This window comes from Microbacterium sp. NPDC090003 (genome assembly GCF_044748385.1).
Classification (GTDB): domain Bacteria; phylum Actinomycetota; class Actinomycetes; order Actinomycetales; family Microbacteriaceae; genus Microbacterium.
On record NZ_JBIVFW010000002.1, the window covers coordinates 230,855 to 252,790 of the forward strand.

Annotated in this window: 23 protein-coding genes; 12 read left to right on the plus strand and 11 right to left on the minus strand. The window is 69.0% G+C overall.

Translation table 11 applies throughout. The features are described 5' to 3' along the window. Window positions 1–231: 231 nt before the first annotated feature. The 4 genes from sigK (at window position 232) to ACIPVN_RS14025 (ending at window position 3,300) form a co-directional block, all read left to right on the plus strand. Window positions 232–831, plus strand: coding sequence for an ECF RNA polymerase sigma factor SigK (gene sigK, locus ACIPVN_RS14010; protein ID WP_400444699.1), 600 nt, complete (start codon window positions 232–234; stop codon window positions 829–831). Then, the gene (locus ACIPVN_RS14015) at window positions 828–1,592 is read left to right on the plus strand and encodes an anti-sigma factor domain-containing protein (protein ID WP_400443903.1); all 765 of its coding nucleotides are present in this window, start codon (window positions 828–830) and stop codon (window positions 1,590–1,592) included. Before sigK ends, ACIPVN_RS14015 begins: the two co-directional genes overlap by 4 nt. Window positions 1,593–1,621: 29 nt before the next feature. Continuing rightward, window positions 1,622–2,251, plus strand: a complete 630-nt coding sequence (locus tag ACIPVN_RS14020; protein ID WP_400443906.1) for a DNA-directed RNA polymerase subunit beta — start codon at window positions 1,622–1,624, stop codon at window positions 2,249–2,251. 164 nt (window positions 2,252–2,415) lie between these two features. Beyond that, on the plus strand, window positions 2,416–3,300 hold the full coding sequence (locus tag ACIPVN_RS14025) for an aminodeoxychorismate lyase (RefSeq protein WP_400443909.1): 885 nt from the start codon (window positions 2,416–2,418) through the stop codon (window positions 3,298–3,300). Window positions 3,301–3,396: 96 nt separating this feature from the next. Here the strand turns inward: ACIPVN_RS14025 and ACIPVN_RS14030 are convergent, their stop codons facing one another. From ACIPVN_RS14030 to ACIPVN_RS14065, 8 genes are all read right to left on the minus strand, one after another. Then, a complete protein-coding gene (locus tag ACIPVN_RS14030; protein WP_400443911.1) occupies window positions 3,397–4,263 on the minus strand; it encodes a DUF559 domain-containing protein in 867 nt (288 codons plus the stop codon). 189 nt (window positions 4,264–4,452) lie between these two features. Continuing rightward, entirely contained in the window at window positions 4,453–5,232 is a 780-nt protein-coding gene (gene pstB / locus ACIPVN_RS14035) for a phosphate ABC transporter ATP-binding protein PstB (protein WP_247625033.1), read from the minus strand. Window positions 5,233–5,260: 28 nt separating this feature from the next. Beyond that, complete coding sequence (gene pstA, locus ACIPVN_RS14040) at window positions 5,261–6,361, minus strand: phosphate ABC transporter permease PstA (RefSeq protein WP_400443914.1); 1,101 nt, start codon at window positions 6,359–6,361, stop codon at window positions 5,261–5,263. 1 nt (window position 6,362) lies between these two features. Continuing rightward, window positions 6,363–7,325, minus strand: coding sequence for a phosphate ABC transporter permease subunit PstC (gene pstC / locus ACIPVN_RS14045; protein WP_400443917.1), 963 nt, complete (start codon window positions 7,323–7,325; stop codon window positions 6,363–6,365). A gap of 100 nt (window positions 7,326–7,425) precedes the next feature. After that, window positions 7,426–8,529, minus strand: coding sequence for a phosphate ABC transporter substrate-binding protein PstS (locus ACIPVN_RS14050; protein WP_400443920.1), 1,104 nt, complete (start codon window positions 8,527–8,529; stop codon window positions 7,426–7,428). 154 nt (window positions 8,530–8,683) lie between these two features. Beyond that, on the minus strand, window positions 8,684–9,658 hold the full coding sequence (locus tag ACIPVN_RS14055) for an NUDIX domain-containing protein (RefSeq protein ID WP_400443923.1): 975 nt from the start codon (window positions 9,656–9,658) through the stop codon (window positions 8,684–8,686). Next, window positions 9,655–11,820, minus strand: coding sequence for an RNA degradosome polyphosphate kinase (locus ACIPVN_RS14060; RefSeq protein ID WP_400443926.1), 2,166 nt, complete (start codon window positions 11,818–11,820; stop codon window positions 9,655–9,657). The genes ACIPVN_RS14055 and ACIPVN_RS14060 overlap by 4 nt, the downstream gene beginning before the upstream one ends. Window positions 11,821–11,872: 52 nt before the next feature. Beyond that, window positions 11,873–12,556, minus strand: a complete 684-nt coding sequence (locus ACIPVN_RS14065) for a winged-helix domain-containing protein (RefSeq protein ID WP_400443929.1) — start codon at window positions 12,554–12,556, stop codon at window positions 11,873–11,875. Window positions 12,557–12,630: 74 nt separating this feature from the next. Here ACIPVN_RS14065 and ACIPVN_RS14070 point away from each other — a divergent pair, with 74 nt between their 5' ends. The 3 genes from ACIPVN_RS14070 to ACIPVN_RS14080 all read left to right on the plus strand — a co-directional run bounded on the left by ACIPVN_RS14070 (window position 12,631) and on the right by ACIPVN_RS14080 (window position 14,806). Then, complete coding sequence (locus tag ACIPVN_RS14070) at window positions 12,631–12,927, plus strand: hypothetical protein (protein ID WP_400443932.1); 297 nt, start codon at window positions 12,631–12,633, stop codon at window positions 12,925–12,927. 153 nt (window positions 12,928–13,080) lie between these two features. Further along, the gene (locus tag ACIPVN_RS14075) at window positions 13,081–13,683 is read left to right on the plus strand and encodes an FABP family protein (protein ID WP_400443935.1); all 603 of its coding nucleotides are present in this window, start codon (window positions 13,081–13,083) and stop codon (window positions 13,681–13,683) included. A 1-nt stretch (window position 13,684) separates the two neighbouring features. Beyond that, a complete protein-coding gene (locus ACIPVN_RS14080; RefSeq protein WP_400443938.1) occupies window positions 13,685–14,806 on the plus strand; it encodes a YgfZ/GcvT domain-containing protein in 1,122 nt (373 codons plus the stop codon). Between the two features lie 22 nt (window positions 14,807–14,828). Here ACIPVN_RS14080 and ACIPVN_RS14085 read toward each other — a convergent pair whose 3' ends face one another. Beyond that, window positions 14,829–15,653, minus strand: coding sequence for a class I SAM-dependent methyltransferase (locus ACIPVN_RS14085; RefSeq protein WP_400443940.1), 825 nt, complete (start codon window positions 15,651–15,653; stop codon window positions 14,829–14,831). 58 nt (window positions 15,654–15,711) lie between these two features. Between ACIPVN_RS14085 and ACIPVN_RS14090 the strand changes: the two genes are divergently transcribed. After that, on the plus strand, window positions 15,712–16,461 hold the full coding sequence (locus ACIPVN_RS14090; RefSeq protein WP_400443942.1) for a phosphoglyceromutase: 750 nt from the start codon (window positions 15,712–15,714) through the stop codon (window positions 16,459–16,461). A gap of 68 nt (window positions 16,462–16,529) precedes the next feature. Here the strand turns inward: ACIPVN_RS14090 and phoU are convergent, their stop codons facing one another. Beyond that, window positions 16,530–17,228 carry a phosphate signaling complex protein PhoU gene (gene phoU, locus ACIPVN_RS14095; RefSeq protein WP_400443945.1) on the minus strand — a complete coding sequence of 233 codons (699 nt, stop codon included), beginning with the start codon at window positions 17,226–17,228 and terminating at the stop codon, window positions 16,530–16,532. Between the two features lie 221 nt (window positions 17,229–17,449). Between phoU and ACIPVN_RS14100 the strand changes: the two genes are divergently transcribed. Both ACIPVN_RS14100 and ACIPVN_RS14105 read left to right on the plus strand, forming a co-directional pair. Then, a complete protein-coding gene (locus ACIPVN_RS14100; RefSeq protein WP_400443948.1) occupies window positions 17,450–18,670 on the plus strand; it encodes a sensor histidine kinase in 1,221 nt (406 codons plus the stop codon). Then, window positions 18,667–19,350 carry a response regulator gene (locus ACIPVN_RS14105; protein ID WP_400443951.1) on the plus strand — a complete coding sequence of 228 codons (684 nt, stop codon included), beginning with the start codon at window positions 18,667–18,669 and terminating at the stop codon, window positions 19,348–19,350. Before ACIPVN_RS14100 ends, ACIPVN_RS14105 begins: the two co-directional genes overlap by 4 nt. A 173-nt stretch (window positions 19,351–19,523) precedes the next feature. Here the strand turns inward: ACIPVN_RS14105 and ACIPVN_RS14110 are convergent, their stop codons facing one another. Beyond that, window positions 19,524–19,997, minus strand: a complete 474-nt coding sequence (locus tag ACIPVN_RS14110; protein WP_400443954.1) for a DNA modification methylase — start codon at window positions 19,995–19,997, stop codon at window positions 19,524–19,526. Window positions 19,998–20,131: 134 nt separating this feature from the next. Between ACIPVN_RS14110 and ACIPVN_RS14115 the strand changes: the two genes are divergently transcribed. Then, window positions 20,132–20,614, plus strand: coding sequence for a CarD family transcriptional regulator (locus ACIPVN_RS14115; protein WP_247625017.1), 483 nt, complete (start codon window positions 20,132–20,134; stop codon window positions 20,612–20,614). 76 nt (window positions 20,615–20,690) lie between these two features. Further along, window positions 20,691–21,908: a 2-C-methyl-D-erythritol 4-phosphate cytidylyltransferase gene (gene ispD / locus ACIPVN_RS14120; RefSeq protein ID WP_400443957.1), complete on the plus strand. Its 1,218-nt coding sequence runs from the start codon at window positions 20,691–20,693 to the stop codon at window positions 21,906–21,908. Window positions 21,909–21,936: the final 28 nt, after the last annotated feature.

A 21,936-nucleotide genomic window follows, 5' to 3' on the forward strand; every position in this document is an offset into this window, starting at 1 on the left:
TCAGACATTCTCGCCGCGGCCTCTCCGTGGCGTTGACAGTGGTTCGGAACCCCCGGGAGAACGGATGGGATAAATTCGAGAAAATCTCGAAATCCGCATGTTTCCGCGGATGAATCGGCCCTGCGGATGCCGTCGTATCCGGCCCCGAGCGCCCGCGACAAAAGCGATATCGCCCAGCGCCCTTAAGAGCAATGCCCGATGCGCCTTCGTGAAAGACAGCCGGGATACGGCATGCTGGAGGGGATGGTCATCGATGGGATGGATGTTCCCGAGGACGGGCCGGCGCGAGACGCCGTCGCCGACCTCCTCCTCGCCGTATCCTCCGGGGATCAGGCGGCCTTCGCCGAGCTCTACGACATGCTGTCGCAGCGCGTGTTCGGCCTCATTCTGCGCGTGCTGGTGAACCGATCACAGAGTGAGGAAGTGCTGCAGGAGGTATTCCTCGAGATCTGGCAATCCGCTTCTCGCTTCGCTCCGAACAAGGGCCAAGGGAGAACATGGGTAATGACGATCGCACACCGGAGAGCGGTGGACCGCGTTCGATCCTCGCAGTCCAGTACCGATCGTGACGTTCGGGCGGGTCTGCGGGACATCGGAGTGGCCCACGACAGCGTGGCCGAGCAGGTCGAGTTGAGCATCGAGGGTGAGCGAGTCACCACGGCTCTCTCGGGACTGCCGGAAGCGCAGCGCGAGGCGATCGTGCTCGCGTATTACGGCGGTTACAGTCAGAACGAGATTTCGGTGCTTCTGGGAGCACCATTGGGAACGATCAAGACACGGATGCGGGACGGGCTCACCCGTCTCCGCACGGCATTGGGGGTGACGGCATGAACGAGAAGGACTTCGCAGAGCTCGCAGCGGGAGCTGCGCTGAACGCGCTCTCACCCGACGACGAGCAACTGTTCCGTCGTACCCTCGACGAGCACCCCGAGTGGGAGCACATCGTCGCCGCCGACGTGGCCACCGCCGCGCAGTTGTCCGCACCTTTCACCGATGAGGTGCCGCGACCCGATATCCGCGCTGCGCTGCTCGCGCAGATCGCACACACGTCGCAGAGCGCCCGAACCGACGAGCAGGCGGCACCCGCCTCGGAGGCGACCGACACCTCGACGGTCGACAGCATCCGCCCGCCCCGCCGCTGGTCGAGGGCGATCTTCGCGCTCGCCGCGTGCCTCGCACTCCTGGTCGGCGTCGGGATCGGCTCCGTCGCGCTGAATGACTATCTCAACCGCCCGGCGAGCGTCGTTGCCCTCGAGCAGATCACGGGAGCGTCGGATGCCGCGCAGGCGAGTGTCACGCTCGACGACGGCACCACGGCCACGGCCCACTGGTCGGCGTCGCTCGGCTCCGCCGTGCTCGTGACCGACGGCCTCGCGGCTCCGGCCGACGGCAAGACGTACGAGATGTGGTTCGTACGCGGGGAGACCCCGGTGCCGGCCGGTGTGTTCGACGCCGACGGCACGACCGCCACCGCCGTGCTCTCGGGCTCGATGCACGAGGGCGACGTCATCGCCGTCACGGTCGAGGAGGAGGGCGGCTCGCCGAGCGGGCTGCCGACGACCGACCCGATCATCGCGATCCCCACGGCCTGAGCGTCGCCGATCGCGCGTACCCTGGTGGGATGCCCGAGCAGCACCATCGCCCCGTGCGGCGCCCTTCCGCCTCCTTCGACAACCTCGTCGGGGCGCACGATCCCGCCGAGGAGACGCGCATCGCGCACGCCACGGCATCCGCCCTGCTGGCGCGGGTGCGCGCCGACGAGAGCGGCGTGAGCGCCGATCGCCTGGTGGCGTTCACGGCCGAGCACGGGATCGACGAGATCGCGGAGCTGTGGTCGAAGGCGCCCTCGCGCACGCTTCCCGGTGCGCTCTGGCGGCTGTACCTGCTGCAGCTGGCGATCCACACCGATCCGCAGACCTCGGCGCTGCTGTACGAGCGCGGACGGGTCGAGCTTCCCTCGGTCGACGCCGCCGTCGCCGGTGCTCCGGTCCCGGCGAGCCCGGAGGAGATCGTCGCGCTGGTCGACACGATCCTGCGCGGGGCGTTCCGCGGCGACTTCGCCGTGGCGCTCGAGCGCGCGGCCGCGTTCTGCCGCGTGCAGGCATCCGGAGCGACGCATACCGCCGACGACTACGAGGCGACAGAGCCCGGCCGGGCGAGCGAGCTCACGACCCGCGCGCTGCGCCTGAGCAGCTATGCGCAGGACCTCTCCGCGGCGGGTGTGCTGTGGCGGTCGGGCGCACTGGCCTGACCGGATCCGCTCGGCCGGGAAAAGAGAAGACCGGGCCGCAAGAACGCCTCTCGGCGGAAGGCCGCTCGCAGCGGCGAAAAATGGAGCCCGGGGTTATGCGGCCCGGCCTGTACCAGTGTAACGCGAGACGAGCGACGGTATTCCCGGCGCTCTAGGCTCGGATCATGAACCGCCGCTTCGCACTCATGATCGATCCCGTCACCGCCGACGAGCAGCGTTCCGACTTCGGTGACACGTTCACCCACGTCGACGCGGCGGCTCCCGCCCTCAGTGTGGGCGAGTTGAGCACGCAGCGTGGCGACGGGGTGTTCGAGTCGATCGGCGTGGTCGACGGCCACGCGCAGGAGGTCGTGCCGCACCTCGAGCGCCTCGCGCACTCCGCACGACTGTGCGACCTGCCCGCGCCGAACCCGACGCAATGGCGGCAGGCGATCGATCAGGCCGCCGCCGAGTGCGGTGAGGGCGAGGCCGTCATCAAGCTCATCCTCAGCAGGGGGGTGGAGCACGGCCCGACGCCGACGGCATGGGTGACCGCGGCTCCGGCGGCGGACTTCCGGGCCGTGCGAGAGAACGGTGTGCGCGTGGTGACCCTCGACCGCGGGTACGACCTCGGTGCCGCCGAACGGGCGCCGTGGCTGCTGCTGGGCGCCAAGACCCTCTCGTATGCCGTGAACATGGCCGCACTGCGCGAGGCGCACCGCCGCGACGCGGATGACGCGATCTTCCTCTCCAGCGACGGTTTCGTGCTCGAGGCGCCGACCGCCTCGTTGATCCTCCGGTTCGGAGACCGTTTCGTCACACCGGCACCGAACGGCGGCATCCTGCACGGCACCACGCAGCTGAGCGTCTACGAACACCTCGCCGCCCGCGGTTTCGAGGTCGGGTACGACCGGATCGCGGCATCCGATCTTCCTCGTGCGGATGCCGCGTGGCTCGTGTCGAGCGTGCGTCTCGCGGCGGCGATCACCGCCGTCGACGGAGCCGCGCTCCCGGTCGACCAGCCTCTGACCGACGAGCTGAACGCGTACCTGCTCTCGCCCCGGGACTGACCGTCTGAGGAACCGGAGAGACATCGCCCCATGCCGGAAATGTCGGGTCGCGACATGCCGCTCCTGATGCGCTTCGTCTCCGCTTTCTGACGCGTGTCAGGGTGCGAGATGCGCGCCGCGCGCCATCGCGCCGAGGATCGCGGCTTCGACGAGGGGCCATTCGTCGACGATGAGTGCGTAGCTGAACCGGAGGGTCGTATATCCGACTGCAGCGGCGATCGCATCGCGTCGAAGATCTTTCAGCCTTTCGCGCTCTCGTTCGTGATTCTCGCGCCCGTCGGCCTCGACGATCAGCTTCTCGCCGATGACGAAGTCGACCTCGCCCAGGCGGTCGACGGATACCTGGCTGCGCATGGTGATGCCGATGCGGTGCAGGCGGAGGCGGATCAGGGACTCGAGACCGCTATCGGCATCCGACCGAGCGAAGGCAAGCAGCCACCGCATGTCGATCGGAAGTCTTCGGCGCAGCCATCGGAATCCACCGGGGGAGAGAGCAGCACGGCGGAGCGCGGATTCCAGCGCGGCGAAGAAGGCGTCCTCGCCGCAACAGGATGCCATCTGCAAGAGCGCGCTCGCGACAGGGGGAAGCTCACCGACCTCGACGCGCCCCGAGTCCCAATGGACCACGCAATCGGCGCATCCGAGTCGTGGCGTGCCTGCCTGACCCATCCACACGTGGTGCACGGCGGGTGGCTCGAGAACCCAGAGCCCATGGAGGGCAGCAGCTTCGGCGCATCCGATCGTTCCGCCGTGGGATGCCGCATGTTGCAGGCATTCGGGCGTATCGGGTAGCGCGTAGACACCTTGTCGCGGCCGGATCACGTCTCCCTCGCGAAACGCGCGTGTCAGCTCTCGCGCGGTCACTCCTCGTTCGAGCAGCTCAGCAGTCCTGGCCATCCGGCCGAGTGTGCGAAGCATGGAGTCTGCTCGGACGAGGGACATCCCTCGATCCTGCGCACCCATATCGGTGGCTCAGCACCCACAACCCGGCGACTGCGAGCGATTCGCAACATCCGCAGGATGTGCAGGACGAGTGTCGACGATGTCCGCACGTGATAAAACCCAGACCATTGCGACTCGGGGCGGCGTGTCGACGAGCGACACACCGCCCCGGAATCGAATGGTCTGGGTTCTCGAACCCGGCGCGTCAGATCATCCGAAGCGGCCCGAGACGTAGTCCTCGGTGGCCTGCACGGACGGGGTGGTGAAGATCGACGTGGTGTCGTCGTATTCGATCAGCTTGCCGGGCTTGCCCGTGCCGGCGATGTTGAAGAACGCGGTCTTGTCGGAGACGCGCGACGCCTGCTGCATGTTGTGCGTGACGATGACGATCGTGAACTCGTTCTTGAGCTCACCGATCAGCTCCTCGATCGCGTAGGTCGAGATCGGGTCGAGAGCCGAGCAGGGCTCGTCCATCAGCAGAACCTCCGGCGAGACGGCGATCGCGCGAGCGATGCAGAGACGCTGCTGCTGGCCGCCCGAGAGACCGGAGCCCGGACGGTCGAGGCGATCCTTGACCTCGTTCCACAGGTTCGCGCCGGTGAGCGACTTCTCGACGAGGTCGTCCTGGTCGCTCTTCGACATGCGGCTGTTGTTGAGCTTGACGCCCGCGAGCACGTTCTCCTTGATCGACATCGTGGGGAACGGGTTGGGGCGCTGGAAGACCATGCCCACCTGCCGACGCACGAGCACGGGGTCGACCCCGGGGCCGTAGAGGTCCTTGCCGTCGAGGAGCACCTCGCCCTCGACGCGAGCGCCGGGGATGACCTCGTGCATGCGATTGAGGGTGCGGAGGAACGTGGACTTGCCGCACCCCGACGGGCCGATGAACGCGGTGACGCTGCGCGGCTGGATGTCGAGGGAGACGCCCTCCACGGCGAGGAAGTTGCCGTAGTAGACGTTGAGGTCGTTGACTTCGATGCTCTTGGACACGTGTTTCCTGTTCTGAGTGGTCGGGCGCTCAGCGGCCGGAGGTCTTCGGGGCGAACAGCTTCGCGATGAGGCGCGCGAGCAGGTTCAGCACCATGACGATGAGGATGAGGGTGAGGGCAGCCGCCCAGGCGCGGGCGAGCGAGGCGTCCGGGTTCGTGCCCTGATTCATGTACTGGTTGTATGCGAACACCGGCAGGGTCATCATCTGGCCGTTGAAGATGTTCGTGTTCAGGCTCTGCGTGAACCCGGCGGTGAGCAGCAGCGGGGCCGTCTCGCCGATCACGCGCGAGATCGCGAGCATGACCGAGGTCGTGATGCCCGCGATCGACGTCGGGAGGACGACCTTGAGGATCGTCAGCCACTTCGGCACACCGAGTGCGTACGACGCCTCACGGAGCTCGTTCGGCACGATCTTGAGCAGCTCCTCGCTGCCTCGCACGACGACCGGGGTCATCAGCACGGCCAGGGCGAGGGCACCCATGATGCCCATCGAGATGCCCGGCTTGAAGATGAGCGCGAAGACCGCGTAGATGAACAGACCCGCGACGATCGAGGGGATGCCGGTCATGACGTCGACGAAGAACGTGATCGCCTTCGCGATCTTGCCGCGACCGTACTCGACGAGGTAGATCGAGGTCATGAGGCCCACGGGCACCGAGATCACCGTCGCCGTGAGGGTGATGAGCAGCGTGCCCCAGATCGCGTGGACGATTCCGCCGCCATCGCCGATCACGTTGCGCATCGAGTAGCTGAAGAACTCCGCGTCGAAACGCTCGATGCCGTTGGAGACGACCGTCCACAGCAGCGAGATCAGCGGCAGCAGCGCGATGAGGAACGCGGTCGCGACGAGCGCCGTCATGAGGCGGTCGACGGCCTTGCGGCGGCTCTCGACGATCGAGGAGATCACCGTGATGAGAACCATGTAGAGCAGCAGCCCAATGATGACGGTGCCGGAGATGTTGAAGTCGGCGAGGCTGGTTCCGATCGCGGCGACGCCGAAGACGGCCGCGCTGACCGCGAGGGATCCGCCGAGCAGGGCCCACGGGGCCCAGGTGGGCAGTTTGCCGGCGGTGAGCGACGCTGCCGGCGCAGAGGCGACGGCGGGCGGGGTGGGGGTGAGGACGGTCATGTCAGTTCGCTCCCGAGAACTCGGCGCGGCGGGCGACGATCCATCGCGCCAACGCGTTGACCGCGAAGGTCACGATGAAGAGGATGAGGCCGGTCGCGATGAGCGTGTTGACACCGGTGCCGTGCGCCTCGGGGAAGGCCAGGGCGATGTTGGCGGGGATGGGTGTCGGGTTCGTCGCGGTGAGCACGAGGAAGCTGACGACGGCCGAGGGCGACAGCACCATGGTCACGGCCATGGTCTCGCCGAGTGCGCGGCCGAGGGCGAGCATCGCCGCCGAGACCATGCCGCCGCGTGCGAACGGCAGAACGGCCATCCGCACCATCTCCCAGCGGGTGGAGCCGAGCGCGAGTGCCGCCTCTTCGTGGAGCTTCGGCGTCTGCAGGAAGACTTCGCGGCAGATAGCGGTCATGATCGGGATGCACATCACGGCGAGTACGAGGGATGCCGTGAGGATCGTCTTTCCCGTCGATGACACCTGGCCGCCGAAGAAAGGCACCCAGGAGGCGTGGGTGTTCAGCCAGGCGTAGATCGGCTGGAGGAGAGGGGCGAGGACGAGGCCGCCCCAGAGGCCGAAGACGACGGAGGGGACCGCGGCGAGCAGATCGATCACGTAGCCCAGGAACGCGGCGAGGCGACGGTGAGCGTAGTGCGAGATGAAGAGAGCGATGCCGATGGAGATCGGTGCGGCGATGATCAGCGCGATGAACGAGGCCCAGAGCGTTCCGAAGACGAGGGGCCAGACGTACACCCAGAAGGACTCGCCCTTGAGGATGTGGTTGTCGGTGGTGTCGAGCTGGAACGCCGGGATGCTCTGGATGACGAGGAAGGCGGCGACCAGCACGAGGACGACGAGGATGATGATCCCCGCTCCGAGAGCGGTACCGGAAAACACCCGGTCGCCGAGACGCTGCTTGGCCTTGATCGGTGCGTGCGGCGCTGCGGGCGCCTGCGCGGTCGTGCTCATGGTCTCCCTGTTTCGGGGCGGGATGGAACGGGGGCTGACCGGGCGGAGCCCCCGCGTCCGGTTGGGACGCGGGGGCACTGCCGTCAGTCGATCGGCTGGATCAGCCGACCTGGATCAGGTCGATCGCGGCCTGGACCTGCTCGCGCAGCGAGTCCGAGATCGGTGCGCTGCCGGCGTTGTCCGCGGCAGCTTCCTGGCCCTCGGCGCTGGCGATGTAGGTGAGGTACTCCTTGACGAGCTCGGCGACGTTGGTGTCCTCGTACTGCTCGCACGCGATCAGGTAGCTGACCAGAGCGATCGGGTAGGAACCCTCGGCAGCGGATGCCGGGTCGACGTCGAAGACGAGGTCGCCCTCACCACGGCCCTCGACGAGCGGCGAGCCCTCGACGAGCTTCGCGGCCGCCTCGGCCGAGTAGGCGACGAAGTCGCCGCCGACGCCGACGTGCACCTGGCCGAGGTCGCCGACCTGCGAGGCGTCGGCGAAGCCGATCGCGCCGTTGCCCGCGGTGATGGCCTGGACGACACCCGAGGTGCCCTGAGCGGCTTCGCCGCCCTCGATCGGCCAGACGTCGGCCGCCTCGTAGGTCCAGACGTCACCGGCGGTGGCCGAGAGGTACTTGGTGAAGGTCTCCTGCGTGCCCGAGGGGTCGGAGCGGTGGACCGGCGAGATCGCCAGGTCGGGCAGCTCGACGCCGTCGTTCAGCGCGGCGATCTCGGGAGCGTTCCAGTTGGTGATCGTGCCGGCGAAGATGCCTGCGATCGTGGCGGCGTCGAGGTTGAGCGTGTCGACGCCCTCGATGTTGAACGCGACGGCGACCGGCGAGATGTAGAGCGGGACCTCGACGATGTCGTCGGTCACGCAGGCGCCGAAGCCGCCGGCCGCGATCTCCTCGTCGTTGAACGCACGGTCGGAGCCGATGAAGTTGCTGCCGCCCTCGAGGAAGTTCTCGCGGCCGGTGCCGGAGCCGGTGGGCTCGTAGTTGACGGTGACGTCGGGGTTCGCGGTCTGGAACGCGGCGACCCAGGCCTCCTGCGCAGCGGTCTGCGACGACGCGCCGGTGGCGTCGATGGTGCCCGAGAGCGTGGAGTCGGAGGGGGCGTCGGACGAGCCGCCGGTGCCGCCTTCGTTCGCGGCGCAACCGGCCAGGGCGAGAGCAGCGACGGCGCCGATGGCGCCGATGCGAGCGATTCGGGAGATCTTCACTGTGGATCCGTTCGATCGTGGGAGGGGTTGAGGCCCGGTGCAGGGCACACAGTGACGCTAAGCGCGGCGGTTAACGAGACTCTCCCGCGCGGGTGAACGGAAGGTGAACGGCTGTCGACTCTCTGGGGTGCGAACCCCGGAATTCCGGGCCGTGTCAGACCTTCGGAATGTGCGTCTCGATCGAGATGATGCCGGATCCGGGGTTCGTGGCCGAGAGGTGCACCACCGAGAACGCCGCCGGCTCGAGATCGGCTGCACTGCTGAGGTACGAGCCCTGGATCGTGGCGGTCGCGAGCGCGATCTCGGAGAGGAGGCCGGGCAGAACGGGCCCGTGGCTGCAGAGCACGGCGGGCTTGCCCGAGCGTACGCGCCGCCCCACGACCGAGCGCAGGTCGGAGCTGCCGTCCTCCCACGCATCCTGGCTGATGAGCTCGGTGCGCACGGCCTTGCGATCGAGCGCCTTGGCGAGCGGTTTCACGGTCTGGACGCATCGGACGGCATCGCTGGTCACGATCTTCCGCACACCGAAGGCGCGCAGCGGGCCCACGATCGACTTCGCCTGTCGGCGCCCACGATCGGTGAGCGGGCGCTCGGCATCCGCACCGTCCCATTCGGAACGCGACAGCGCCTTCGCGTGCCGCAGCACGATCAGGGGGAACGTGCGCAGCGCGCCATCTTCGACCAGACGGGCGAAGAAGTCGAGGATCTCATGGTCGACCGGGTAGCTGAGGCGCTCCCGTGCCTTCTTCACGCTGGCCCACTCGATCGCCGCGATCTCCCGGTTGGGCACGAACGTCGACGCGCGGATCGCCTCGTCGGTGGCCTCGGCGGCCCAGTAGTGCACGACCTTCTGCTTCATCGACGCGAGGTTGTAGCGGCTCACGCCCACGGGAACGCCCAGGGAGACGCGGATGCCGGTCTCCTCCTGCACCTCGCGCACCGCGGTCTCGGCGAGCATTTCGCCGGGATCGACCTTGCCCTTGGGCAGAGTGACGTCACGGTACTTTGTGCGGTGGATCAGCAGGATGCGCAGCTTGCCGTCGACGATGCGCCAGACGACGGCGCCGGCCGCGTAGACGGCCTTGTCCGTCCACTTCGACCGCTCCGCGAAGGTCTGTCCGACCGTCATCGAACCGCCCGCGCACGCCGGCGTCGCTGAATCTGACCCATGGTCTTATCCTGCAGGTCGATCAGCGGCTTGCCGTCGGCATCCGCGGCGTGGCGCTCCCACACGCCGGCTGCGCCGAGGTGCCAGGAACTCGTCCCCGGATCCATCGCCAGGTCGAAGAACGCCAGGAGCTCCTTCAGATGCGCGGGTTCGGTGACGCGGACGAGCGCCTCGACGCGTCGGTCGAGGTTGCGGTGCATCATGTCGGCACTGCCGATGTAGATCTGCGGATCGCCGTCGTTCTCGAACGCGAAGATCCGCGAGTGCTCGAGATAGCGGCCCAGGATGCTGCGCACCGTGATGTTGTCGCTGATTCCCGCGAGATCCGTGCGCAGGCTGCAGATGCCGCGGACCCACACGTCGACCTTCACCCCGGCCACGCTGGCACGGTAGAGGGCGTCGATGATCTCCTCGTCGACCATCGAGTTGACCTTGATGCGGATGTGCGCGGACTTGCCGGCGACGGCATTGGCGCGCTCGTTGTCGATCTGGCGCACGAGTCCCTTGCGCAGGTGCAGGGGAGCGACCAGCAGGCGCTTGAACTTCTTCTCGATCGCGTATCCGCTCAGCTCGTTGAAGAGACGGGTGAGGTCCTTGCCGACCTGCGCGTCCGCGGTGAACAGCCCGAAGTCCTCGTAGATGCGGCTGGTCTTCGGGTTGTAGTTTCCCGTGCCGACGTGCGAGTAGTGCTGGAGCTTGCCGTCCTCCTCGCGGATCACGAGGGCGAGCTTGCAGTGCGTCTTGAGCCCGACCAGGCCGTACACGACATGCACGCCGGCCTTCTCGAGCTTGCGTGCCCAGACGATGTTGTTCGCCTCGTCGAACCGCGCCTTGACCTCGACGAGGGCGAGCACCTGCTTGCCCGCCTCGGCGGCGTCGATCAGCGCCTGCACGACGGGGCTGTCGCCCGAGGTGCGGTAGAGGGTCTGCTTGATGGCGAGCACGTGCGGGTCGCGGGCCGCCTGTTCGAGGAACGCCTGCACGCTCGTGGTGAACGATTCGTACGGGTGGTGCACGAGCACGTCGGACTTGCGGATCGCCTTGAACATGTCGGTGCGCGTGTTGCTGTCGCCGGGCTGGAAGGCGACGGCGGTGGTCGGCACGTGCGGCGGGTACCGGAGGTCGGGCCGTTCGATGCGCGACAGTCCGAACAGTCCGCGCAGGTCGAGCGGCCCGGGGAGGCGGTAGACCTCCTGGTCGGTGATGTCGAGCTCCTTCACGAGCAGCTCGAGGGTCACGTCGTCCATGTCGTCGGTGATCTCGAGGCGGATCGGCGGGCCGAAGCGGCGGCGCAGCAGCTCGGCCTCGAGCGCCTGGATGAGGTTCTCGCTCTCGTCCTCCTCGATCTCGACGTCTTCGTTGCGGGTGAGGCGGAAGGCGTGGTGGTCGAGCACCTCCATGCCGGGGAAGAGATCGCCGAGGTGGTTGGCGATGAGCTCCTCGAGGCGCAGGTAACGTGCGATCTCGCTGCCTCCCGGCACCTCGACGAAGCGCGGCAGCATGGGCGGAACCTTGAGCCGGGCGAACTCCTGGCGCCCCGTGCGCGCATTGCGGATGCGGATCGCGAGATTCAGGGACAGGCCCGAGATGTAGGGGAAGGGGTGGGCCGGGTCGACCGCGAGGGGCATGAGCACCGGGAACACCTGAGCCTGGAAGTACTCCGACAGCCCGGCGCGCTCGTCGTCGGTCAGGTCGTCCCACTCCGTGATCTCGACACCGGCGTCGGCGAGGGCCGGGCGTACGAGCGACGTCCACGCATCCGCGTGCCGCAACTGCAGCGCGTGCGCCTCGCGCGAGATGTCGGCGAGCGCGTCGGAGGGGGAGCGGCCGATGTTGGTCGGCACGGCGAGGCCGGTGATGATGCGCCGCTTGAGGCCGGCGACGCGCACCATGAAGAACTCGTCGAGGTTGCTGGCGAAGATGGCCAGGAAGTTCGCCCGCTCGAGTTCGGGGAGCGAGGGATCCTCGGCCAGCTCGAGCACGCGCTGATTGAAAGCGAGCCAACTCAGCTCGCGATCGAGGTACCGGTGGTCCGGGAGGAGCGAGTCGGGGGCCTCGACGGCATCGAAGTCGTCGTCTTCGGCGTCGCCGAGACCTGCGTCGGCGAGAGCGGGATCCATCATGGGGTACATCTAAGCACCGAGAGGTGACTCGCGCGTGAACGGATGCCTTCGGTTACCGCGAGCCGACCAGGGTGTCGTCCTCGTACACGTTGAAGCGGTAACCGACGTTGCGGACCGTTCCGATGATCTGATCGGCGTCGCCGAGCTTGGCCCGCAGGCGTCGAACGTGCACGTCGACCGTGCGCGTGCCCCCGAAGTAGTCGTACCCCCACACCTCGCTGAGCAGCTGCTCACGGGTGAACACCCGCGAGGGGTGCGTGGCGAGGAAGTGCAGGAGCTGGAACTCCTTGTAGGTGAGGTCGAGCGGCTTGCCGTGCAGCTTGGCGGAGTACGACTGCTCGTCGATCGTGACGCCGGAGGCCTGCACACGCGTCGGGGCCGCGGCGTCGTCGCGGCGCGCGATCGCCAGCCGCAGGCGCGCGTCGGTCTCGGCGGGCCCCGCGGTCGAGAGCAGCACGTCGTCGATGCCCCAATCGCCGGAGACGGCGCTCATGCCGCCCTCGGTGACGATGAGGAGCAGGGGCGCCTCCTGGCCGGTCGCGCGGAGCAGTCGGCACAGCGACTTGGCGCCTGCGAGGTTGGTGCGGGCGTCGACGATCACGATGTCGTATTCGGGGGCGCTCACGAGTCGCGCGGGCTCTGCCGGAATCTGACGGACGGTGTGGCTGAGCAGCTCCAGGGCGGGCAGGACCGACTCCTCGGCAGGAGCATTCGTCAAGACCAGGATCTGGGGCACACGTACTCCTTCACCGGCGCGCGGGTAGACGCCGTGCGGCAATAATACCGGCGCCGATGAGTGACAATGGACGCATGACGCAACCCGCACTCGCTCCGCGCAGTCCGCTCGCCGGCGTGGTCGCCGTCTGGGCCGTCGCTCTGGTGGGCGCCGTGGCGATCGGCATCCTGGTCGGCGAGGAGTGGCGCATCCCCTGGATGCTGGTGGCTTTCGGCGGTGCCGTGCTCCTTTCCTTCGCCGTGCAGCTCTGGTACGGCCGCACCGAGGGGTTCATCTTCCGGGTGGGTGGGAGCGTGATCGGCGCACTGCTGCTCATGGGTGTGATCTCGGTCGGGTTCGGGCTCGCCGCCCTCGCCACTGCGGCCGCCTGACAGCCCCGCTCGCGCGCGGTAGGGTAGGAGCCATGGATCTCATGGCGCTCGAACTCTTCTTCATCGGCCTGCTGGGTCTGGCGAGCCTCGCGATCGTCTTCGTCTCGGCGGTCGTGCTGCGCAACCTCTTCCGCGGCCAGCGCTGAGCCGATCGTGCTCGAGCTTCCCACCGACCTCCCCGCCGATCTCGCCCCGCTCTCGTGGCTGATCGGCGTGTGGGAGGGAACAGGGGTCATCGACTACCCCGTCGGAGATGAGCGACTGCAGGGCGAGTTCACGCATCGCGTGAGCTTCAGCCACGATGGCGGACCGTTCCTGAACTACTCGGCCACGGCGACCTTCCTCACGGAGGAGGGGTCCCCGGCCTCCGCCTTGCTGGCCGAGACCGGTTTCTGGCGTCTCGCACGTCCGGCGACCGACGCGGATGCCGGTCCGGCACTGCTGCCCCCGACCGCCGACGTCGTCGCCCGCACGGTCGACGACGTCGAAGAGCTGCGCGCCGAGAGCGGTGGCTTCCCGATCGAGGTGTCGCTCGCGCACGCAGACGGTGCGCTCGAGCTGTACCTGGGCGAAATCAACGGGCCGCGCATCGATATCGCCACGGATGCCGTGGTGCGCAGCTCCGGCGCGAAGGTGCACACCGCCTCCTCCCGGATGTACGGTCTGGTCGACGGTCACCTGCTGTGGGCGTGGGATATCGCGGCGCTCGGCACCCCGTTGCGCTCGCACGCCTCCGCGCGACTGGCGAAGGTCTGACGTGGGCGGTTTCGCCGAGATCCACGGCGCCGTCTCCGATGGAGACGTGATCGCGCATTTCGGCGACGCGTTCCGCGAGCAGCGTCGCCTCGCCGAGGGCGCCGCCTTCGTCCCGCTCGGCGATCGGGTCGTGATCGAGGTCGCGGGACCCGAGCGTCTGAGTTGGCTCGACTCCATCACCTCGCAGGCCCTCGGCCGCCTCGCTCCGGGCGAGAGCACCGAGTTGCTGATCCTCGACCCGCAGGGTCGGGTCGAGCATGCGGCCGGGGTCCTCGACGACGGCGCCTCGACCTGGCTGCTGGCGGATGCCGGTGACGCCGAGGCTCTCGCCGGATGGCTGACCCGCATGAAGTTCCGCGCGCAGGCATCCGTCGGCATCCGTCCGGATCTCGTTCCGATCGGATTCGTCGACGGGGGAGCGATCGCGCCGATGGTGGCCGCAGCGGCGTCCGCACCGAGCGGTGCGCCCCTGATCTGGGCCGATCCGTGGCAGCACGTGTCCGCCGGCGGACACCAGTACGCCGAGGTCGCCGCGCATCCCGCCGACGACTACGCGTGGCGGGTCGCGCTGCTGACGAGCGACGGCGCGGATTCCCTCGCGACGTCGGCCGATCGTGACGCGCTGGCCGGGCTCCTCGCGGCGGAGGCGCTGCGCGTCGCCGCCTGGCGGCCACGCTGGGCGACCGAGGTCGATGAGCGCTCGCTGCCGCACGAGTCCGACTGGATCCGCAGTGCCGTGCACCTGAACAAGGGCTGCTACCGCGGGCAGGAGACGGTTGCCAAGGTGCACAATCTCGGGCACCCGCCGCGGCGTCTGGCCGCGCTGCAGCTCGACGGCAGCGATGGGGTGCTGCCCGAGGTCGGGGCATCCGTCTTCGCGGGCGACGACGAGGTCGGGCACCTGACCTCCGTGGCTCGACACTTCGAGGACGGCCCGATCGCGCTCGCGATCCTCAGTCGCCGCGCGCCGGTCGGCGACCTCCTCGTGCGGTCAGATGGCGTCGAGATCGCGGCTTCGCAGCAGGTCATCGTTCCGGCCGATGCCGGCGCGACGGCCGACATCCCGCGCCTCACCCGTCTGTCCCGTCGCCCGTCGGCGCCGGACCCCCGCGCGCAGGTCTAGGCCGAGCGGGCTTCCGCCCCGCTCAGGTCGCGGGCGCGACCGCCGACCACGGCAGCGTGAGCTCTCCGAGTCGCCACCGCGTCCGGCCGCCGAGTACGGGCCACCCCTGCGCGCGCAGCGCGCCCGCGGCGGCGAGGAAGCGCTGGGTGGCGCCGAAGGTCGACAGCGCGGCCGCGCGATCCCATTCCCGGTCGAGGTCGACCAGCAGGGAGTGGATCCGCTCCCCGGGCACGTTGCGATGGATCAGCGCCTTCGGGAGGCGTTCGGCGACGATGCTCGGACGCTCGAGATCGGCGAGTCGGAGCGAGAGGGTGAAACGCAGGGGCGCAGCGTCCGGGGCGACGTCGATCCAGCTCGCGATGCGCCCGATCTCATCGCACGTGCCCTCGAACAGCAGCCCTCCGGGCGCCAGGCGCGAGGTCATGCGCGCCCAGGCATCCGGCACGTCGTGCTCGTCGTACTGGCGGAGCACGTTCATCGACCGGATGACCGCTGCGCGGCGTCCGTCGGGAAGCGGCACCTCGAACCCGCCGCGGCCGAACGAGACGGGAAGATCGGCGGCGAACGACGTGCGACCCTCGCGCACGTCCGCGAGCTGCGCCTCGGCGCCGGCGACGCGCGCCGGATCGATCTCCAGACCGCGCACCTCGACGTCGGGCCGCACACGCACGAGGCGGGTCGCGAGCTCGAACGCGGTCACGCCGCTCGCCCCGTACCCGAGGTCGACGACGAGCGGGTCGGATGCTCGGCGGAAGGCGTCGCTCGCGGCGATCCAGCGGTCGTTGCGCCGCAGCCGATTGGTCCCGGTGGTGCCGCGCGTGGGCCTGCCGAGGGGAGATGACGCCATGTCTCCATCCTCCCAGCATCCTGTTCGGTCGCACCGTCCGGGCGGATAAACTGACGACATGACTGCGAAGCGCACCCTCATCCTGCTCCGTCACGGCCGGAGCGAGTGGAACGAACTGAACCTCTTCACCGGCTGGGTGGACGTCCGCCTGAACGAGCAGGGGCAGAAGGAGGCACGCCGCGGCGGAGAGCTGCTCGCCGAGTCCGGCATCCTGCCCGACGTGCTGCACACCTCGCTGCTGAGCCGTGCGATCCAGACCGCGAACATCGCGCTCGACGCCGCCGACCGCCTGTGGATCCCGGTGACGCGGTCGTGGCGCCTGAACGAGCGTCACTACGGTGCTCTGCAGGGCAAGGACAAGGCGCAGACGCTCGAGGAGTTCGGTCCCGAGCAGTTCCAGCTCTGGCGTCGCTCGTTCGACGTGCCGCCGCCCGTGCTCGACGATGACAGCGAGTTCAGCCAGGTGCACGACGTCCGCTACACGGGCATCGACGGCGAGGTACCGCGCACCGAGTCGCTCAAGCTCGTCATCGATCGACTCCTCCCGTACTGGGAGAGCGCGATCGTCCCCGACCTCGAGGCCGGCAAGACCGTGCTCGTCACGGCGCACGGCAACTCGCTGCGCGGCCTCGTGAAGCACCTCGAGGGCATCAGCGACGACGACATCGCCGAGCTGAACATCCCCACCGGCATCCCGCTCGTCTACGAACTCGACGAGAACAACGTCCCCACGGGGCCCGGCCGCTACCTCGACCCCGAGGCCGCCGCCGCCGGTGCCGCCGCGGTCGCCGCGCAGGGCAAGAAGTAACCTCCACGCACGACACGACGAAGCCCCCGGCGCTCACGCGCCGGGGGCTTCGTCGTGGGGTGCTGCGGTCAGGCGTGACCGAGCTCCTGCTGCTGCTCGACGGCGAGGGCGATGTCGTCTTCGGCGACGGCCCAGTCGCCGGTCGACAGGTAGACGTACTTCTTCGCGACGGCCACGGCGTGGTCGGCGAAGCGCTCGTGGTAGCGGCTCGCGAGCGTGGCGTCGACGGTGGCCGTGGCTTCGCCCTTCCAGTTGTCGCTGAGGACCTTCTCGAAGACGGTGGCGTGCAGTTCGTCGACGTCGTCGTCCGCGTTGCGGATCGCGTCGGCGAAACGGAGGTCCTGCGTGCGCAGCAGCTCGGAGAGCGTCCGCGCGACCTCGACGTCGAGCTCGCCCATCTTCACGAAGGTGCCCTTGAGGCCCTTGGGGATGGCGCGCTCCGGGAAGCGGAGGCGTGCGAGCTGCGCGATGTGCTCGGACATGTCGCCCATGCGCTCGAGCGACGCGCTGACGCGCAGCGCGGTGACGACGATGCGCAGGTCGCGGGCGACCGGCTGCTGGCGGGCGAGGATCTCGATGGCCTGCTCGTCGAGGGCGACGGCGAGTTCGTCGATCTTGGCGTCGTCGGCGATGACCTCTTCGGCCAACGCGACATCGCTCGTCGCGAACGCACGGGTCGCCTTGTCGATCGAGACCGTGACGAGGTCGGCGATCTCCACGAGGCGGGACTGCAGGTCCTCGAGGGACTGGTGGAAGACTTCGCGCATGGTGGGGCGCAACCTTTCATGTGAATCTCGACTGGTGTCAGCGCGAGACGGCGGGGTCGTCCGCACGGGAGGAGCAGGACCGCGCTCCCGCACAGGCCCGAAGCGATTGTCTGCTCCGAAGGTTAACGAACGGTGCCCAGCACGTGAATAGTACTTCTCTTGTGGGCGCTGCGGCCCGGAAACCCGCCGGAGAGAGGGTGAACGCACTCTACGCTGGAGACATGACCGAGACGCAGATCGCCTTGATCGCCCTGGCCGTCGGCCTGGCGATCGGCATCGGTCTCTCGCTCCTGCTCGCCTGGGCCTACCGTGCGCGGGCCCGCGTCGTCGAGGAGACGTCGAACGCCGTTCCCGAGGGGATCGTCGACGTGCTCGCGAGCATGGACGACGCAGCCTGCGTGGTCGACACCTCGGGTCTCGTCCTGGCCGCATCGGTCGCCGCCTCACGGTTCGGGATCGACGTGGGCTCGACGCTCGACAACCCGGAGCTGCGTCTGCTCGTTCGGGGTGTGCGGGCCGATGGCGGCACCGCGACCGAGTCGATGCGCATCACCCGCGGGGGGCTCAGCCTCGACCCGCGTCTCGTCTCGGCGCGTGCGAGCGTGCTCGGACCGCGTCTGACCCTCCTGATCATCCGCGATGTCACGGAGCAGGAACGTCTCGACCAGATGCGCCGCGATTTCGTCGCGAACACGAGCCATGAGCTCAAGACCCCGGTCGGTGCGGTGACGCTGCTCGCGGAGGCGATCGAGTCGGCCGCCGACGACCCGGCGCAGGTGCGCATCTTCGCGTCCCGCATCTCGGCGGAGGCGGGTCGTCTCGCTCAGTTGACCGGCCGCATCATGAGCCTCTCCCGTCTCCAGGCCGACGACGGTCTCGGCGATGTCGCCCCGGTCGCGATCGACGAGGTCATCGCGAAGTCGATCGAGGCGCACGTCGTGCAGGCCGATGCCGCCGGAGTCGAGATCACCCGCGGCGGTGACCGCGGGGTCTGGGTGCGCGGCGATGCGCAGATCCTCGTCGAGGCCGTCTCCAATCTCATCGTGAACGCGATCGTCTACTCGCCCGGCGGGTCCCGCGTGGGCGTCGGCGTGCGCGCCGAGGACGGCGTCGTCGAGATCGCGGTGTCCGACCAGGGCATCGGCATCGCGGAGGGCGATCGGGAGCGCATCTTCGAGCGGTTCTACCGTGCCGACGAGGCGCGCTCGCGCCGCACCGGCGGCACAGGTCTCGGCCTGTCGATCGTCAAGCACGCCACGCAGCGGCACGGCGGAGAGGTGCGCCTGTGGTCGCGTCCGGGGCGCGGATCGACGTTCACGATGCGGCTTCCCCTGATCGACGCACCGCCGAACGCGGATGCCGGCAAGAAGAGCAAGAAGAAGCGCGAACGCAAGGCCGCCAAGGCCGGTGCCCCTCGCGTACGGAAAGGTGACCGCGAATGACCCGCATCCTCCTCGTCGAAGACGAACCCGATCTCGCCGACCCGCTGGCCTACCTGCTGCGCCGGGAGGGGTACGAGGTCGAGATCGCCGAGGACGGCCCGACGGCGCTCACCGCGTTCCGCGAGCGCGGCGCCGACATCGTGCTGCTCGACCTGATGCTGCCGGGGATGCCGGGGACAGAGGTGTGCCGTCAGATCCGCGCGTCGTCGGCGGTGCCGATCATCATGCTCACGGCCAAGGACTCCGAGGTCGACATCGTCGTCGGTCTCGAGCTCGGGGCCGACGACTACATCACGAAGCCGTACTCGTCGCGCGAGCTCCTCGCCCGTATGCGCGCGGTGCTGCGCCGGGTCGTGCAGGCCGACAGCGAGCTCGACGAGCGCGTGCTCGACGGCGGCCGCGTGTCGCTCGACATCGACCGGCACACCGTCTCGGTGGCGGGGCAGCTCATCAACATGCCGCTGAAGGAGTTCGAGCTGCTGGAGGTGCTGATGCGCAACGCGGGTCGAGTGCTCACGCGCGGCCAGCTCATCGACCGGGTCTGGGGTAGCGACTACTTCGGCGACACGAAGACGCTCGACGTGCACATCAAGCGCATCCGCTCGCGCATCGAGGTCAACCCCAGCGAGCCCGTGATGCTCGTCACCGTGCGGGGTCTCGGCTATCGCTTCGAGGGCTGAGGCGCCGCGACGCTCCGGACGCAGAGAAGGGGGGGGGGGGGGGGGGCGGGCGGGGGGGGGGGGGGGGGGGGGGGGGGGGGTGGGGGGGGGGGGCGGGGGGCCCCCCCCCCCCCCCCCCCCCCCCCCCCCCCCGCCCCCCCCCCCGCCCCCCCCCTTCTCTGCGTCTGTGCGAATCAGTTCTCTTCGGGAACCAGGTCCGCGTAGTAGGGGAGGCCGCCGTCGAGCACAGGGATGGCCGTCTTCACGCCGGTGGAGTCACCGGACTGGAAGTGGATCTCGACCGTGGAGCCGGGCTTCGAGTCGAGGCCGACGATGCGCAGCGGCTCGGCGTCGGCGCCCAGGCTGATGCTGTCGCCCGCGGGGACCGTGATGGTGAACGCGTCGTTGCCTGCGAAGGCGACCGTGATGGTCGCGCGCTCGTCGGTCGGGTTCACGAAGGCGCCGATGAGGTTGCCCACCGTGCCGTCCTCGTTCGCGACGATGAACACGTTGCGCGCGTCGATCGGCCCCTCGGCGTCGGAGACGTTCACGCCGTCCGAGGCAGAGTACTCGATCTTCGTCGCCTGGGGCGAGATGAACGTGCATCCGGTCGCGCCGAGAAGAACGACGGCGCTGAGGGCAGCAGACGCAACAAGGCGCGATTTCACGGGTCCTCCTGGGGTACGACGGGATATCCGCAACCATTCTACGGGTACGCGGACCGCGCCTCGGGACGAGGGGGCGCAAACCTTAGCGCATAACCCCTGTGGTATCCTTGAGGTTGCCGAAAGGATACGTTTTTATGCTTTTTGAGGTTGGCGAGACCGTCGTCTATCCGCACCATGGCGCTGCGACCATCATCGAGGTCAAGGAGCGCATCATCAAGGGTGAGGCGAAGAAGTACCTGAAGCTCAATGTGACGCAGGGCGACCTGATCATCGAGGTTCCTGCCGAGAACGTCGACCTGGTCGGTGTGCGCGACGTGATCGGCAAGGAGGGCCTCGACCACGTGTTCGAGGTTCTGCGAGCTCCGTTCACCGAGGAGCCCACCAACTGGTCGCGCCGGTACAAGGCGAACCTCGAGAAGCTCGCCTCCGGCGATGTGATCAAGGTGAGCGAGGTCGTGCGAGACCTGTGGCGCCGTGACCAGGACCGCGGTCTGTCCGCCGGAGAGAAGCGGATGCTGGCGAAGGCTCGTCAGATCCTCATCTCCGAGCTGGCGCTCGCGGAGAAGACCGACGAGGACAAGGCGGGCGCGATGCTCGACGAGGTCCTCGCCTCCTGATCCGAGTTTCCCGAAGGGGGCGGATGCTTCGGCATCCGCCCCCTTCGTCGTTCCCGGCAGGCGGTAGCGTGAAGACGTGACTCTGCTTCCCGTGCCGCACGTCGCGGTCATCGTCGTCGCCGCCGGATCCGGTACCCGCCTGGCGGCGGGTGCGCCGAAAGCCCTCGTCGGCATCGACGGGCGTTCGATCCTGCGCCATGCCCTCGACGGCGTGTTCGCCGCAGCCCCCGCGCAGGTGATCGTCGTCGCGCCCGCGGGCTTCGAGGGCGACGCCGAGACCGAGGTGCGCGAGGCCGCCGGGGATCGCGCCGACCTCGCACGGGTCGTCGTGGGAGGCGACACCCGCCAGGAGTCCGTCGCAGCGGGGATCGCGGCGCTCTGGGGCGATGTGCGCACCGTGCTCGTGCACGACGCCGCCCGCGCGCTGACCCCGCCCGCGCAGATCGACGCGGTCGCCGCCGCTGTCGCCGAGGGCACCGGCATCATTCCCGCGCTCCCGGTGATCGACACGCTCAAGCGCGTCGATGGTGACACGATCATCGCGCCGGTCGATCGGTCTAAGCTCGCCGCGGCGCAGACCCCGCAGGGCTTCCCGCGCACCGCGCTCGAGGCGGCATACCGCGCCGCCGTCGCCTCGGGGATCGAGTACACCGATGATGCCGCGCTGTTCGCCGCCGCCGGGTACGCCGTCCGACGCATCCCCGGTGACCCGCGAGCCTTCAAGATCACCACCCCGGACGACCTCGACCGGGCACGCCGGCTGCTCGCCGAGGCCCCCGCGCTGCCCCTCCACGTGCCGGCATCCGCTCCGAACCTGCCGCGTGTCGGCCTCGGCACCGACGTCCACGCGTTCGGGGGAGAGGGCGACCTGTGGTTGGCCGGACTGCAGTGGCCCGGCGAGGCGGCGCTGTCGGGGCACTCCGACGGCGACGCGGTCGCGCACGCGATCGTCGACGCGTTGCTCGGCGCTGCCGGCCTCGGCGACATCGGCGAGCACTTCGGCACCGCGCACCCCGAGTACGCGGGGGCGCACGCCGCGGTCTTCCTGGCCCGCACCCGCGAACTGCTCGGCGAAGCGGGATTCGTGATCGGCAACGTCTCGGCGCAGTTCCAGGGCAACCGTCCCCGGTTCAGCGCGCGTCGCGCCGAGGCCGAGCGGGCGCTCTCGGACGCTCTCGGCGGCGCCCCCGTAACGGTGACCGCGACGACCACCGATGCGCTCGGTTTCCCGGGGCGTGGTGAGGGGATCGCCGTGACCGCGGTCGCTCTGGTCTTCCCGGCCTCGGCGCGCTGAACCACCGACCGGGGCCTGCGCGTCACTC

Coding starts and splice junctions, on each gene's coding strand:
- sigK (WP_400444699.1), top strand. CDS start 232: ATGCTGGAGGGGATGGTCATCGATGGGATGGATGTTCCCGAGGACGGG.
- ACIPVN_RS14015 (WP_400443903.1), top strand. CDS start 828: ATGAACGAGAAGGACTTCGCAGAGCTCGCAGCGGGAGCTGCGCTGAAC.
- ACIPVN_RS14020 (WP_400443906.1), top strand. CDS start 1,622: ATGCCCGAGCAGCACCATCGCCCCGTGCGGCGCCCTTCCGCCTCCTTC.
- ACIPVN_RS14025 (WP_400443909.1), top strand. CDS start 2,416: ATGAACCGCCGCTTCGCACTCATGATCGATCCCGTCACCGCCGACGAG.
- ACIPVN_RS14030 (WP_400443911.1), bottom strand. CDS start 4,263: ATGGGTGCGCAGGATCGAGGGATGTCCCTCGTCCGAGCAGACTCCATG.
- pstA (WP_400443914.1), bottom strand. CDS start 6,361: ATGACCGTCCTCACCCCCACCCCGCCCGCCGTCGCCTCTGCGCCGGCA.
- pstC (WP_400443917.1), bottom strand. CDS start 7,325: ATGAGCACGACCGCGCAGGCGCCCGCAGCGCCGCACGCACCGATCAAG.
- ACIPVN_RS14055 (WP_400443923.1), bottom strand. CDS start 9,658: ATGACGGTCGGACAGACCTTCGCGGAGCGGTCGAAGTGGACGGACAAG.
- ACIPVN_RS14060 (WP_400443926.1), bottom strand. CDS start 11,820: ATGATGGATCCCGCTCTCGCCGACGCAGGTCTCGGCGACGCCGAAGAC.
- ACIPVN_RS14070 (WP_400443932.1), top strand. CDS start 12,631: ATGACGCAACCCGCACTCGCTCCGCGCAGTCCGCTCGCCGGCGTGGTC.
- ACIPVN_RS14085 (WP_400443940.1), bottom strand. CDS start 15,653: ATGGCGTCATCTCCCCTCGGCAGGCCCACGCGCGGCACCACCGGGACC.
- ACIPVN_RS14090 (WP_400443942.1), top strand. CDS start 15,712: ATGACTGCGAAGCGCACCCTCATCCTGCTCCGTCACGGCCGGAGCGAG.
- phoU (WP_400443945.1), bottom strand. CDS start 17,228: ATGCGCGAAGTCTTCCACCAGTCCCTCGAGGACCTGCAGTCCCGCCTC.
- ACIPVN_RS14100 (WP_400443948.1), top strand. CDS start 17,450: ATGACCGAGACGCAGATCGCCTTGATCGCCCTGGCCGTCGGCCTGGCG.
- ACIPVN_RS14105 (WP_400443951.1), top strand. CDS start 18,667: ATGACCCGCATCCTCCTCGTCGAAGACGAACCCGATCTCGCCGACCCG.
- ACIPVN_RS14115 (WP_247625017.1), top strand. CDS start 20,132: ATGCTTTTTGAGGTTGGCGAGACCGTCGTCTATCCGCACCATGGCGCT.